Origin of the sequence: Dysgonomonas sp. PH5-45 (assembly GCF_029893235.1) — a bacterium.
Classification (GTDB): Bacteria; Bacteroidota; Bacteroidia; order Bacteroidales; family Dysgonomonadaceae; genus UBA1309.
Genome location: NZ_JARXWE010000021.1, coordinates 1 through 13,366 on the forward strand (window position 1 = coordinate 1; position 13,366 = coordinate 13,366).

At 40.1% G+C, this 13,366-nt stretch carries 15 protein-coding genes and 1 tRNA gene; 10 read left to right on the top strand and 6 right to left on the bottom strand.

Annotated elements, in window-relative coordinates:
- Window positions 1–119 precede the first annotated feature (119 nt).
- Both M2132_RS08335 and M2132_RS08340 read right to left on the bottom strand, forming a co-directional pair.
- The gene (locus tag M2132_RS08335; protein ID WP_280672901.1) at window positions 120–875 is read right to left on the bottom strand and encodes an IS5 family transposase; all 756 of its coding nucleotides are present in this window, start codon (window positions 873–875) and stop codon (window positions 120–122) included.
- A 179-nt stretch (window positions 876–1,054) separates the two neighbouring features.
- Window positions 1,055–1,219: a transposase gene (locus M2132_RS08340; protein WP_280672902.1), complete on the bottom strand. Its 165-nt coding sequence runs from the start codon at window positions 1,217–1,219 to the stop codon at window positions 1,055–1,057.
- A gap of 194 nt (window positions 1,220–1,413) precedes the next feature.
- On the opposite strand from M2132_RS08340, the gene M2132_RS08345 reads away from it, so the two are divergent.
- The 10 genes from M2132_RS08345 (at window position 1,414) to M2132_RS08390 (ending at window position 10,917) form a co-directional block, all read left to right on the top strand.
- Window positions 1,414–2,328 carry an LD-carboxypeptidase gene (locus tag M2132_RS08345; protein WP_280672903.1) on the top strand — a complete coding sequence of 305 codons (915 nt, stop codon included), beginning with the start codon at window positions 1,414–1,416 and terminating at the stop codon, window positions 2,326–2,328.
- Between the two features lie 294 nt (window positions 2,329–2,622).
- A complete protein-coding gene (locus M2132_RS08350) occupies window positions 2,623–3,285 on the top strand; it encodes a DUF2975 domain-containing protein (RefSeq protein ID WP_280672904.1) in 663 nt (220 codons plus the stop codon).
- 19 nt (window positions 3,286–3,304) lie between these two features.
- Window positions 3,305–3,517 (top strand): helix-turn-helix transcriptional regulator, encoded by a 213-nt coding sequence (locus M2132_RS08355; protein WP_280672905.1) that lies wholly within the window; start codon window positions 3,305–3,307, stop codon window positions 3,515–3,517.
- A gap of 50 nt (window positions 3,518–3,567) precedes the next feature.
- Window positions 3,568–4,569, top strand: a complete 1,002-nt coding sequence (locus M2132_RS08360; RefSeq protein ID WP_280672906.1) for a M28 family peptidase — start codon at window positions 3,568–3,570, stop codon at window positions 4,567–4,569.
- Window positions 4,570–4,576: 7 nt separating this feature from the next.
- Window positions 4,577–4,999: a SufE family protein gene (locus M2132_RS08365; protein ID WP_280672907.1), complete on the top strand. Its 423-nt coding sequence runs from the start codon at window positions 4,577–4,579 to the stop codon at window positions 4,997–4,999.
- 86 nt (window positions 5,000–5,085) lie between these two features.
- A complete protein-coding gene (locus M2132_RS08370) occupies window positions 5,086–5,562 on the top strand; it encodes a single-stranded DNA-binding protein (protein WP_280672908.1) in 477 nt (158 codons plus the stop codon).
- A 140-nt stretch (window positions 5,563–5,702) separates the two neighbouring features.
- On the top strand, window positions 5,703–8,030 hold the full coding sequence (locus tag M2132_RS08375) for an ATP-dependent helicase (RefSeq protein ID WP_280672909.1): 2,328 nt from the start codon (window positions 5,703–5,705) through the stop codon (window positions 8,028–8,030).
- Between the two features lie 130 nt (window positions 8,031–8,160).
- Window positions 8,161–10,191, top strand: coding sequence for a transketolase (locus M2132_RS08380; protein WP_280672910.1), 2,031 nt, complete (start codon window positions 8,161–8,163; stop codon window positions 10,189–10,191).
- A gap of 8 nt (window positions 10,192–10,199) precedes the next feature.
- The gene (locus tag M2132_RS08385; RefSeq protein ID WP_280672911.1) at window positions 10,200–10,661 is read left to right on the top strand and encodes an RpiB/LacA/LacB family sugar-phosphate isomerase; all 462 of its coding nucleotides are present in this window, start codon (window positions 10,200–10,202) and stop codon (window positions 10,659–10,661) included.
- Window positions 10,662–10,841: 180 nt separating this feature from the next.
- Window positions 10,842–10,917, top strand: a tRNA-Lys gene (locus M2132_RS08390).
- A gap of 150 nt (window positions 10,918–11,067) precedes the next feature.
- Here the strand turns inward: M2132_RS08390 and M2132_RS08395 are convergent.
- From M2132_RS08395 to M2132_RS08410, 4 genes are all read right to left on the bottom strand, one after another.
- On the bottom strand, window positions 11,068–11,862 hold the full coding sequence (locus M2132_RS08395) for an outer membrane beta-barrel protein (protein WP_280672912.1): 795 nt from the start codon (window positions 11,860–11,862) through the stop codon (window positions 11,068–11,070).
- A 25-nt stretch (window positions 11,863–11,887) separates the two neighbouring features.
- Complete coding sequence (locus tag M2132_RS08400; RefSeq protein ID WP_280698261.1) at window positions 11,888–12,301, bottom strand: hypothetical protein; 414 nt, start codon at window positions 12,299–12,301, stop codon at window positions 11,888–11,890.
- Between the two features lie 88 nt (window positions 12,302–12,389).
- Complete coding sequence (locus tag M2132_RS08405) at window positions 12,390–12,854, bottom strand: hypothetical protein (RefSeq protein ID WP_280672914.1); 465 nt, start codon at window positions 12,852–12,854, stop codon at window positions 12,390–12,392.
- Between the two features lie 2 nt (window positions 12,855–12,856).
- Window positions 12,857–13,363: an RNA polymerase sigma factor gene (locus tag M2132_RS08410; RefSeq protein ID WP_280672915.1), complete on the bottom strand. Its 507-nt coding sequence runs from the start codon at window positions 13,361–13,363 to the stop codon at window positions 12,857–12,859.
- Window positions 13,364–13,366: the final 3 nt, after the last annotated feature.

Genomic DNA, 13,366 nt, shown 5'->3' on the forward strand with positions numbered 1-13,366 from the left:
ATTGAGCAAATATTCAACGCGCTTATTTCATTGATAATAAATAATTTAACTAAACAAATCAGCGAATTGTTTCAACTACTGATTCGCATTAATAATTTATTTATAATATAAGAGTCTGTTTAAATTTTATTCAACAATAATTTTATAGATGCAATTTTGACCATTTCCTCTGCAGAGTCAAAAGTTGTTTCATAGTTACGGCATAATCTTCGATTATAATCGAACCAAGCAAATGTACGTTCTATTACCCAACGTTTCGCTATTGGTCTAAAACCATGTTTTTGATAACCACTGATTATGACTTGTAATACATAACCAAATGTATTTCTAATATTATCAGCCAATTCGCCCCTATATCCACCATCAGCTATAATAGTTTTTACAGATGAACATAATTCTTTAAGTACCCGCATCAATAGGTTCGCAGCTTTGCTATCATGAATATTGGCTACCGTCACCATAACTGCTATTAAAAATCCATTTTTATCAACTACAACATGACGTTTAATACCCTTTATCTTTTTATTGCCGTCAATACCCTTCAAGGCTTTATTATTTCCCCATTTTACACTTTGGCTATCAATAATACCTAAAGAGGCTTCCTTATTTTGCTTTCGTTTAAATCGAACAGATTCCCGTAAGTTACTCAATAGTAAATCAAATTCCTGCAGGTCTGACCATTTACGGAAATAGTAATAAACCAACTCCCATTTAGGGTAATCTTTTGGTAACATGCGCCATTGGCAACCACTTCTCACTAAGTAAAATATGGCGTTCCATATCTCTTTCAGGTCATGTTTTCGTCTTCTTTCTTGGGGCAATAGAACTTTTTCTATATATTGCCACTGGGCTTCTGTTAAATCGGTAGGATACATTTCTTTTTTAGTTTGGTCACTTCAAAGAAACATCTTCCAGCTTGTTTTGCGAAGCCCTATATTATTTTTTAGTAATCAAATTTAAACAGACTCTTAGAGCCTGTTTAATTTTATTCAACAATAATTTTATAGAAGCAATTTTGACCATTTCTTCCGCTGCGTCAAAAGTTGTTTCATAATTACGGTGAACTTGCCACTTCATTTTGCATACATATTTGACGTATCAACTCGCGGGTTCGTTCGGCAACCGAACCTTCGAGAACCAGAGGCTGATATTTCGTTATCCAAACTATATGATATTTGATGTCATAGCGGGTGTGTGAACCGCTTTTATATGTTTGCATAAAAATTATATTTTTACAAATATATAAATTCTCCGCCTAAAGGCGGGGGATTTCACCCATCCCAGAATTATAAATTAAAATAAAGCAATTTGTTTGATAATAATCAACTTCTTTTGTATCATCCAAATGCACCAGGGATTAATGTTGTATATTTGCTTATAAGTTAATGTAGATAAGATAAAAAGCAGAACAAAATGAAACACACTATTATATATCCTCCTGCCTTATCTGTGGGAGATAAAGTCAGGATTATATCCCCTTCGGGTAGTATAGACAAACAATATATTGAAGGGGCTAAACACACCTTACAAACGTGGGGACTCGAAGTAGAAGTTGCTCCCCATGCCGCAGGACGGTATGGCCGATTTGGCGGAACAGCAGAGCAACGCCTCTGTGATATTCAAGATGCGATGGATGATGAACAAGTGAAAATGATTCTCTGTTCGCGCGGTGGCTATGGAGCTGTACACTTGCTTGAGTCTATTGATTTTACGAAAATAAAAAAGAATCCTAAATGGTTAGTGGGATATAGCGACATAACAGCCCTTCATCTTTTGTTTATGCAAAACGGATTGGCCTCTATTCATGCCCCGATGGCAAAGCATCTGGCTTTGGATGCTGACAATGAGTCTTCTATATATTTAAAAGATATTTTAATGAACAATAAGGTTATTAATTACAATCGGCCATTTCATGAATTAAATATCAAGGGAGATACCGAAGGCTGTTTGTTTGGCGGGAACCTTTCTGTTTTGGCGGGATTGATTGGTACGCCTTATACGCAAGTGCCTAAGAATGGAATACTTTTTATAGAAGATATTGGCGAACGCCCTTACCAGATTGACCGTATTTTGTGGAATCTGAAGTTGGCAGGTATATTAAAACAAATAAAAGGGCTCGTTGTTGGACAATTCACCGATTATGAAGAAGACCCTTTGATGCCAATGACTGTATATGAGAACATTCGTGCAATGGTTAGCGAATATAATATTCCTGTTTGTTTTGATTTTCCGGTAGGCCATGTACGGGAAAATTACCCGCTTGTACATGGTGGACAATATTTTTTTGAAGTATCTGAAAAAGAAACAAATCTATGCCTAAACAGCTAAAATAACGGAATGCGAGACCTTGTAAATATTCTATTTTATCGCAAATGAAAATATTTTTATCGAAAAACAATAAAAATATTTTTTTTACCGGAAAATTATGTTTTCATTTGTATATCGAAAAACGATAAATAAACATTGAATAACAAATTTAATATTTACAGTTATGAGTATCGTGATAGCAATAGTTTTGTTTCTTGTCTCTATCTTTGCAAATGCAGTAATGTAAAACAACTTATTTTTGCATTAAGAGAAAAAGTTCTGTAGTTTCTAACTTTTATTATCTAAACTAAAAGAATGAATCGTAAATTAAAAGTTCTTTCAATCGTTTTAATAGCACTGTACCTTTACAGTATTTTTGATAATGTGGTGCAGGTTATACCACAAATGATATCTTACTATTCGCATAAACATCAGGAAGAAGCACATGGAGAAAAAGGTTTTCCTTTTCCATCTCCCCTGAAAGCCGAATCGAACAAGAATGCTACAACCGAAAAAAAAGTAAATAATAGAACAGGCAAAGAAGTGTTTGTTGAAAAAGATATTTCAACAGTTTATTTTCCACTGAGCGAAAGTGATAATTTATCAGTTTGGCCTAAGGTAGTATCGGTGTCGGTAGTAATCCTTTCTTTGATGAATATTATTGTACTCATCTATATTCCTATTCTGTTCTTTAAGACATTAAGTTCGATAGGAAAAAATAAAATATTTACAAGAGAAAATATGATTCGCATACGCCGATTGGGATATTGTGTAATCTTTATAGGACTTGTTGAATCCTTTTCAAAAATTTCCGATAGGTTTATTTTCTCTCAACTCATATCGTTCGATGGATATACGGTATCCTATTACGGATCGCTCGATTATTTCGGTTTGATTTTTGGCGTAACGCTTTTGGCAATATCAGAAGCTCTGCGACAAGCTCTGAAGATGAAAGAAGAGCAGGATCTTACTATATAACTAACCCTAAAATCTGAATATGGCAATAATTGTAAATTTAGATGTTATGATGGCTAAGCGTAAGATCTCACTGAACGAACTATCAGAAAAAGTGGATATTACGCCGGCCAACTTATCTATACTAAAGACCGGAAAGGCTAAGGCTATACGCTTTTCGACGCTCGAGGCTATCTGCAAGGAGCTGGACTGCCAGCCCGGCGATATCTTGGAGTTTAAGGACGATGATGAATAGAATTTGGATATGATTCTTTATCTTTGTGCCTTAAACGTAAAAAAATAAAAATGCTTAAGTTGAAGATAGGAACATACCTCGTGTCAGTATTATTTCTCGTTGTAGCTTGTAGCTCTAAGACTACTACTAAAAACGAAAACAGCACTCAGGGCGTTTACAAAAAAGTATCGCCCGAATTTAATCAGGATAGCGCATACAGGTATATAGACAATCAGGTCGGTTTTGGATATCGTGTACCTAACTCTCCCGAACATGTGGCATGTGGCGATTATTTAGTTGCCCAACTCAAGCACTTCGGAGCCGAAGTAATTGAGCAGAAAGCGGAGGTAAAAGCCTACGATGGCACGGTTTTGAATATGCGCAACATAATAGGGTCGTACAACGTTGACCAGGCGGAGCGTATACTCCTGTTTGCACACTGGGATACCCGCCCTTTTGCCGACCGTGACGGGAATCCCGAAAACCACCGCAAACCTATTCTGGGAGCCAATGATGGAGCCAGTGGAATAGGTGTTCTGCTCGAAATTGCCCGCCAAATACAACTCAAAACTCCCGCTTTGGGAATAGATATCATCTTTTTCGACGCCGAAGATTACGGAACACCCGCCTTCGACGATGATACCGATAACAGCCAAAACTGGTGGTGCTTAGGTTCGCAATATTGGTCAAAAAATCCGCATACACCAAACTATAAGGCACGTTACGGAATCTTACTCGATATGGTTGGCGCACCCAGTGCAACTTTCTATAAGGAACAATATTCGGATGTATATGCTACCGATGTGGTTCGTAAAATATGGGGCACGGCATATAGTCTGGGATATGGTAAGTACTTTATCAACAAAAAAGGCGGGGCTATCATTGACGACCATGTGCCTGTTATCGAAAACCGGAATATCCCCTGTGCCAACATCGTACAGTTTGACCCAAATTCGAGCCTTGGTTTTGGGTGGTATTGGCATACCATGAACGATGATATGAAAAACATCAATCGGGAAACCCTCAAGGCTGTGGGACAAACCGTGATGGAGATTATTTACAAAGAAAAATAAAAAAGGAATGACTATAAACGAAATACAGGACGAGATTATTGAAGAGTTCTCGGTCTTTGACGATTGGATGGACAAATATGCCTTGCTGATAGACTTAGGCAATTCGCTCGAACCGCTTGACGAAAAATATAAGGTGGAATCTAACCTCATTGTAGGTTGCCAGAGCCGCGTATGGCTGAATGCCGAATATGTTGACGGTAAGGTCTGTTTCCGGGCCGAAAGCGATGCCGTAATCGTAAAAGGCATTATAGCCTTGCTCATCAAAGTCTTATCGGGGCGTACACCAGACGAGATTATTAATACAGACCTTTATTTTATAGAAAAAATAGGCTTGAACGAACACCTCTCTCCCACCCGTTCTAACGGGCTGCTATCAATGGTAAAGCAGATGCGCTTCTATGCAATGGCGTATAAAGCCAAAGGAAATTAAAAGGAAGGTTTGTTTCGGTTTTTACAAATATTCTTACTTATATTTGTATATTGTATCCAGAAAAATAGAAATAAAAGGGAAATATTATGTCAGTAAATAAAGTAATACTTATAGGTAATGTGGGCAAAGACCCCGATGTCAGATACTTCGACAATGGTTCGGCTGTTGTTAACTTCACTTTGGCCACAACCGAACGTGGATATACTGCCGCAAATGGCACTCAGATTCCAGACCGTACGGAGTGGCATAATATTGTTTGCTGGCGTGGATTGGCTAAAGTGGCCGAACAGTTTGTGAGGAAAGGAACGCAAGTATACATCGAAGGAAAGATACGTTCGCGTAGCTACGACGATCAGAACGGAGTGAAACGCTATGTTACCGAAATTTATGCCGACAATTTGGAGTTGCTGGGCCGCCGTGGCGATACAACAACCCAACAACCAATAGCACAACCTGCTTACGGAAACGAAACCGCTTCGCCTTCCGCAGTAAGCACACCTAAGCCCGTTCAACAATCCACCGAACCTTTTGGCGGAGACGACTCGGACGATTTACCGTTTTAAGAAATAAAAAAAATTACCTGTCAAGGTAAAATTATAAATGATATATAAGCCCATCGGTGTAATCGTATAAGGCAAGATTACAACCGGGGCTTTTTTAGATAGGGAACATCAAATCCTTTTTTTATACACCATTTTTGTAGATGGAAGATTTACTTCAACAACTGAATGAATCGCAACGGGCTGCTGTTGAGTTTTGTGACGGACCTTCGCTCGTAATAGCGGGTGCGGGCTCGGGCAAGACACGTGTACTGACCTACAAGATAGCCTATTTATTGAAATTGGGTTTACCTCCGCAAAACATTCTTGCTCTTACCTTTACCAACAAAGCGGCACGCGAAATGCGCGAGCGTGTAGGACAGTTGGTTGGCGAACACGTTGCCCGCCGGTTGTGGATGGGAACGTTTCACTCCATTTTTTCGAGAATATTACGTGCCGAAGCCGAAAGGATAGGCTTCGGGGCTACATATACCATTACCGATTCGGCCGATTCGCGCAATCTGATAAAGACCATTATCAAGGAGATGCAACTCGATGATAAACTTTACAAACCGGGTATGGTACAGGCTGTGGTGTCGAGAGCAAAGAACGCTTTGGTATCGCCTGCCATGTATGCCCAAAACAAGGAAGTGTTGGAGCATGACGCACGGGCTAAAGTTCCGCAGATAAAAGACATCTATCGTGAATATAACCGGAGGCTAAAAGCTTCGAACATGATGGATTTTGACGATTTGTTGTTTTACACCAATCGTCTTTTTCTGGACAATCCGGAAGTTTTGAAAACTTATCAGGAGCGTTTTCAATATATCTTGGTAGATGAGTATCAGGACACAAACCGCTCGCAATATCAGATTGTGAGCCAACTTGCAGCCCTGCATCACCGTATTTGTGTGGTGGGCGACGATGCCCAAAGTATTTACGCTTTCCGTGGAGCAAATATAGATAACATTCTGCAGTTTAGCGGCGAATATACTAATGCACAAACGTTTAAACTGGAACGTAACTATCGTTCCACACAGAACATAGTTAATGCCGCAAGCAGCCTTATCAGCCGTAATGTGGAACAAATAAGGAAAAAAATTTATTCTGAAAACGAAGAAGGCGAAAAGTTGGAGCTGAGCAGTGCTTTTTCCGACTTTGAAGAAGGCCTTATCGTAGCCAATAAGATACAAGAATTGAGGCGGCAAAAACAAGAACCGTATAGCGATTTCGTTATCCTGTACAGAACAAATGCCCAATCACGCATTTTTGAGGAGTCTTTACGCAAGCGCAATATCCCATACCGGATTTATGGCGGTTTGTCTTTCTATCAGCGTAAGGAAATAAAGGATGTGATAGCCTATTTCCGTCTGGTAGTCAATCCTAACGACGAAGAAGCGCTGAAGCGTATCATAAATTTCCCTACTCGTGGCATTGGGCAAACAACACTCAGTAAGGTGGCCGAAGCAGCCCGATTGCATAACACGAGCCTTTGGCAGGTGGTATCCAACCCTTTGGCTTTCAACCTGAATATAAACGCAGGAACGGGACGTAAATTAGCAGATTTCCGTGAACTGATAGACAGCTTTATGCAACAGTTGCAAGAACTGTCGGCCTACGAGATGGCCTCTCTTATCGTCAAACAAAGCGGAATAGCCCGTGAGGCTTATCAGGATAATACACCCGAAGGAATGAGTCGGCAGGAAAACCTGCAAGAGTTGCTTGGTGGTATCAACGAATTTTGTGAAACCCGCCGCGAAGAAGGCGAAGAACAGATAGGCTTGATGGATTTCTTGGCCGAAGTATCTTTGCTGACCGACCAAGATACGGACAAAGAATCGGGTCACGAAAAAGTGACGATGATGACCATTCACGCATCAAAAGGGCTGGAGTTTAAAAACGTATTTATTGTTGGGTTGGAAGAAGACCTTTTTCCCTCGTCAATGGCCAAATCGGAAACACGGGGCTTGGAGGAAGAGCGCCGCTTGTTTTATGTGGCAATAACACGGGCAAAGGAGTTTTGTATGCTGACTTATGCTAAGAGCCGTTTCCGCAACGGACAAACCAATCCGTGCAATCCCAGCCGTTTTCTTCGCGAAATAGATACTTCGTTCCTTAACATCAGTGCAGGAGCTTTAAGTGGTGGTTTCAGTTCTGCAAACGGCAATGGTTTTTGGGACAATGTCCGCCGGCAAAGAGAAGAAAGGGAAAGCAGCACTCCAATCAGAAACTACGAATCAAACCCTAAACCTGTAAGTACGCCTCCACCATCCAAAATGGTGAGTGTAAGGCATGCCACACCTAAATTATCGGCACAAACGGGAGTGGCAGATGTACCTGTTGGAGCAATGATAGAACACGAGCGCTTTGGCATAGGTAAAGTTCTTTCGGTTGAAGGAGCAGCCGAGAGTCGTAAAGCAACTGTTGAATTCCAGAATGCGGGAACCAAACAATTATTGTTGAAGTTTGCACGATTTAAGATAATAACTTAACAAACAACACTTTGAACTTTCGTCCGAAAAATTCATACTCCAAAATGTTTATTGACGATAAGTTTATTGCCTTTTGCTTTTTAATTTCATACTTTTGTCTCTGATTAATAGGAAAACCAATTTTTGAGCAATGAACAATATAAATGTATTAAACCGAGCTGCCGATAATATCCGCATATTGGCTGCTGCAATGGTAGAGAAAGCTAAATCGGGCCATCCCGGTGGTGCTATGGGAGGCGCAGACTTTATAAATGTTTTGTACTCCGAATTTATGGTTTTTGACCCTCAAAATCCCAGATGGGCGGGTCGCGACCGTTTTTTTCTCGATCCGGGGCATATGTCGCCAATGCTATATTCTCAACTGGCATTGATCAACAAATTTTCGATCGACGATCTTAAACAATTCCGTCAGTGGGGCAGCGCAACACCCGGACATCCCGAATTGGACGTAGAACGGGGAATAGAAAATACCTCAGGGCCACTCGGGCAAGGTCATGTATTTGCCGTTGGTGCCGCTATTGCCGCTAAATTCCTGAAAGCCCGTTTAGGCGAGCAAATGGGGCAAACAATATATGCTTTTATTTCGGACGGTGGAATACAGGAAGAAATATCGCAAGGAGCAGGTCGCATTGCCGGAACATTGGGGCTTGACAATCTTATTATGTTTTACGATTCTAACGGCATCCAACTTTCTACCGAAACGAAAGACGTTACAGTTGAAGATACTGCCGCTAAATACCGTGCATGGGGATGGCATGTGATATCTATCGACGGAAATGATGTTGCACAGATACGTGCCGCTTTGACCGAAGCAAAAGTCGAAAAAGAACGGCCTACGCTCATCATCGGACAAACCATTATGGGTAAAGGCGCGCGCAAGGAAGATGGATCGAGTTTCGAAAATAAAGTAGCCTCGCATGGTATGCCTTTAAGCGATGGTGGAGCTTCTATTGAACGAACAATTGAGAATTTGGGTGGAAATCCCGAAAATCCGTTTGTTATTTTCCCCGAAGTAGCAGAGTTTTATGCAAACCGATTGAAGGAATTAGAAGCTATCGTTGCCGACAGGCATGCAGCCGAAAAAGCATGGGCGCAACAAAATCCGGATTTGGCCAAGAAAAAAGAGCTTTGGTTTTCAGGCAAAATACCGAACATCGATTGGGCGGCCATAGAGCAGAAAAACGATATAGCAACTCGTGCAGCATCGGCTACGGTTCTTGGTGTGTTGGCTCAGAATGTGGAGAATATGATTGTGTCGAGTGCCGACCTTTCGAACTCCGACAAAACCGATGGTTTCCTTAAATATACACAAGCATTCCGTAAGGGTGATTTTTCGGGAGCATTTTTTCAGGCCGGAGTTTGTGAGTTGACAATGGCATGTGTTTGTATCGGTATGAGTTTGCATGGTGGTATCATTCCGGCGTGTGCAACTTTCTTTGTATTCTCCGATTATATGAAACCTGCCATCCGTATGGCCGCATTGATGGGTCAACCTGTTAAATTCATCTGGACTCACGACGCTTTCCGGGTAGGAGAAGACGGACCTACACACGAGCCTGTTGAACAGGAAGCTCAAATACGCTTGATGGAAAAACTGAAAAACCATCACGGGCAGAATTCAATGTTGGTGTTACGTCCTGCCGATGCTGCCGAAACAACTGTTTCGTGGCGAATGGCTATGGAAAATACCGACACGCCTACGGGCTTGATTCTATCTCGTCAGAATATTAAAGATCTGCCTACTATAACAGATTCTCGCTATGCAGATGCACAGCAAGCGGAATATGGAGCTTATGTGGCTATTGATGATGCTGAGTTTGACGTTATTCTGTTGGCGTCCGGTTCGGAGGTATCCACCCTTATAGAGGGAGCCAAACTACTGAATGCCGATGGTGTGCGTACACGCATTGTTTCTGTTCCATCCGAAGGCTTATTCAGAAGCCAAGACAAAGAATATCAGAAATCTGTTTTGCCCGAAGGCTCCAAGATATTTGGCCTAACGGCAGGGTTGCCTGTAAATCTGCAAGGTTTGGTTGGCGATTCGGGACGTATTTGGGGCTTGGAGTCGTTCGGATTTTCTGCTCCATATAAGGTTTTGGACGAGAAACTGGGCTTTACTGCCGAGAATGTTTATAATCAAGTGAAAGACTTTTTAAAATAGAAAAAGATATGGCTACTTTGGTATTACCTAAAACAGATAAGCCTGTGGGCATATGCAGCGATCATGCCGGATACGAGTTGAAAGCGTATTTAATTTCTTTATTCGAAGCTCAAGGTATTGCATACAAAGACTTCGGCACATATTCGTCCGACAGTTGCGATTATGCCGATTTTGCACATCCTTTGGCTGTGGCCGTAGAGAAAGAAGAATGCTATCCGGGTATAGGTATTTGCGGTAGTGGAAATGGAATAAATATGACACTAAATAAGCATCAGGGCATTCGTTCTGCTTTGTGCTGGAATGCCGAGATTGCAAGTTTGGCGCGGGCGCATAATGATGCAAATGTGATTGTGATGCCAGCCCGGTTTGTTTCGGAAGAAGAAGCCATAGATATACTTAACAAATTCTTCGAAACTGACTTTGAAGGAGGACGTCACCAAAAAAGAATAGACAAGATTCCTGTTCGGTGATATAGTCTCACAACTCAGTAAAATATAAAGGATACCCTGTTGCAGAAAAATGTGATAGGGTATCTTTTTTAGAATTAGAATATAGATAGAAAAACGTTTTTACGTATAATTTTATACCCTCGAAAGTTTCTCAAAAAAGAAATAATTATATACTTTTGCATCACCATAAAAAACAAATACGACTCCGTAGCTCAGTTGGTAGAGCAAATGACTCTTAATCATTGGGTCGAGAGTTCGAGCCTCTCCGGGGTCACCATAAGAAAAGCTAATTATCAATATAAAAGATAGTTAGCTTTTTTGTTTTTTATCTTTATTTGCCATACCCGACAACATCAAACAAAAAACCTCCCAAATAGCCCAATCGCTACCGGAAGGTTTTTCTACATTCATTTTATAATCAGTAAATTCAAAAATCTATCATTACTCCAACAGAGTAGGTTTTTATATCGGGATTCTCATCATTTTTAAACATTGAAAAAGGCGAATAATAAGCAAATACACTGACATCGCCAATACCTGCCTGCAGCCTCAATTTTAAGTCTACGGTACGCATATTCAAATCGCGCCCTTGATTTTTTTTATGTTTACCTAAATCGTCATAATACTTCACTTGCGACTTCGAATAGTATTTGAAAAAACCAACTACCCCACCCGAAACAAAAAACTTCTTATACTGATATTCCATCAAAACAGGTATAGACACATAGTGTGCCAATAATTTACTCGATTTGTAATCTATACCCTCAGGAGCAGGTTTAAATTGAGTTATACCATCAACTTTGGTCAAAGCAACATTATCGCTAAAATGGTAGCGTGCCCAATCCAAGCTAATACCCGAAACAAACATCCAGTTAGAGTTCGCTATTTGCATTCCATAGTTGCAAATACCCACCGAAAACATATATGACTGGCTTTGTTTAAGTTTACCGCCCGAGATGTCGGAGTCGTCATAATTCAGAAAACTGAATCCGAACCCACTGCCCGACCTCGGAGACAACCATTTTTTAGGTCTGCGTTGCCAAAAAAAATTGACATTATAATCCGCTCCATCAATAGAGACACTGCTGTTTTGGGTATCAATCGTTTCCGTATGCGACGTAACCTCGTTATTGGACAGATAAACCGTATCGGTTAGGTGCTCTTTGGCCGAGATTAACATTGCAGACAAGCAAAAAAAGGAGAGAATAAATAGTTTCTTCATAATATTTGATCTAATAAAATTTAAGTTATTGAATCTTCAATCGTTTGTTGTTCACGTAAATAAACAAGTCCTTCAGTTTAGACAACTCATAATCTAATTGCTGGGGAGAAAAGCTTCCTTTCAGGTAAACCAGTGTTATTTTTTTCGATTTATTTTTAAATAGAATATATTCGTACGCTTGTGTTTTTTTACCATCTCTTACCAAATATGTACCCGATTCTACTTTACCGTTTTTTTTCAGTTCAGAAATCTTACTGCCTTTTTCTATATCAGTATGAACGGCTTGAAGCACGGTTGTAAGCTTTTCCGGAGTTTCGTCCAAAACCAAACTTTTATAGAAAGAAATCTTACTGCCTTGCGAAAGGATGTCGGACGAAAGCTGAACCATCACCGAGCCTTTTTGTTTGCCATACTTATCAAAACAGTTTTTTATTTTCATATTCTCCTGTCCAAATGCAGTTAAAAATAGCATTTGACTCATAACGAATAGTATTATTATTTTCAGTAGTTTCATCGTATAGTTTAGTTTATTGGATAAATGACTCTAAAACAGAAATCTGAGAATCAATAGCATCAGCATCTAAGTCCGAAACATTGTTGATTGATACAATAGCTTGCGTTCTGACAATCTCTTTATCAGATATTTTTTTGCCGTCAATATAGACTATCGATTTTGAAGTCTCGGTATCGTTGTTAAGATAAACAGCCCGTCCTATAAAAAAGAGTAAAAAACTTGAGGCAATACCTATATAAAGGTATATTGGCAAGCGTTTTTTCTTTTTAGCCCTACTAACATTTGTGCTACCGGAGTCGGAAACCGAATCTATCCCTTTTTCGGCTTTTTCTTCACTGAAAAAACAAAATATAGGTGCATATATCCGATACCGTTCGTCGATATCACCTTGTTTAAAATATTGGCGCAAAAGCTTCTCTTCTTTCAAAGAAGTTTCACCTTCAAAATACCGGTCTATTATTTCCCCTATATCCTTCATGTTTACTCTTTAATTATCTTGTTTATGTCGATAAATTTATCCCGCACCCTTTTTCGGGCTCTTGATAAATTAACTGTCACAGCAGACACTTGTGTTCCAACAATTTCGGCAATCTCCGCCAATTCATATCCTTCAACATCGCGCATCAGTATAATCTGCCGTTGCAATTCGGGCAATGTTTCTATGATTTTTTTTACTAGCCTAACGCTATCATTCAACTCTGTTCGGAAGTGAGGCGTTTCAGAACTTTCGGCTATCTGCAAACCGTCGATAGGAACATTATACCGTCCACTCCTTAATTTATCAATACAAATATTCTTTACGGTTTGGATGGCAAAACCCTGAACGTTTGGATGGACAAGTAGTTGCGACCTCACACTCCACAAGCGCAGCATTGCTTCTTGCACAGCATCTTCAGCATCACTGTTAGTAGCCAAAATATTCCTTGCCAGATTATACATTTTATCCCGCAGAGGCATTACTACCAATTTAAACTGTTTTATCTCCATCCT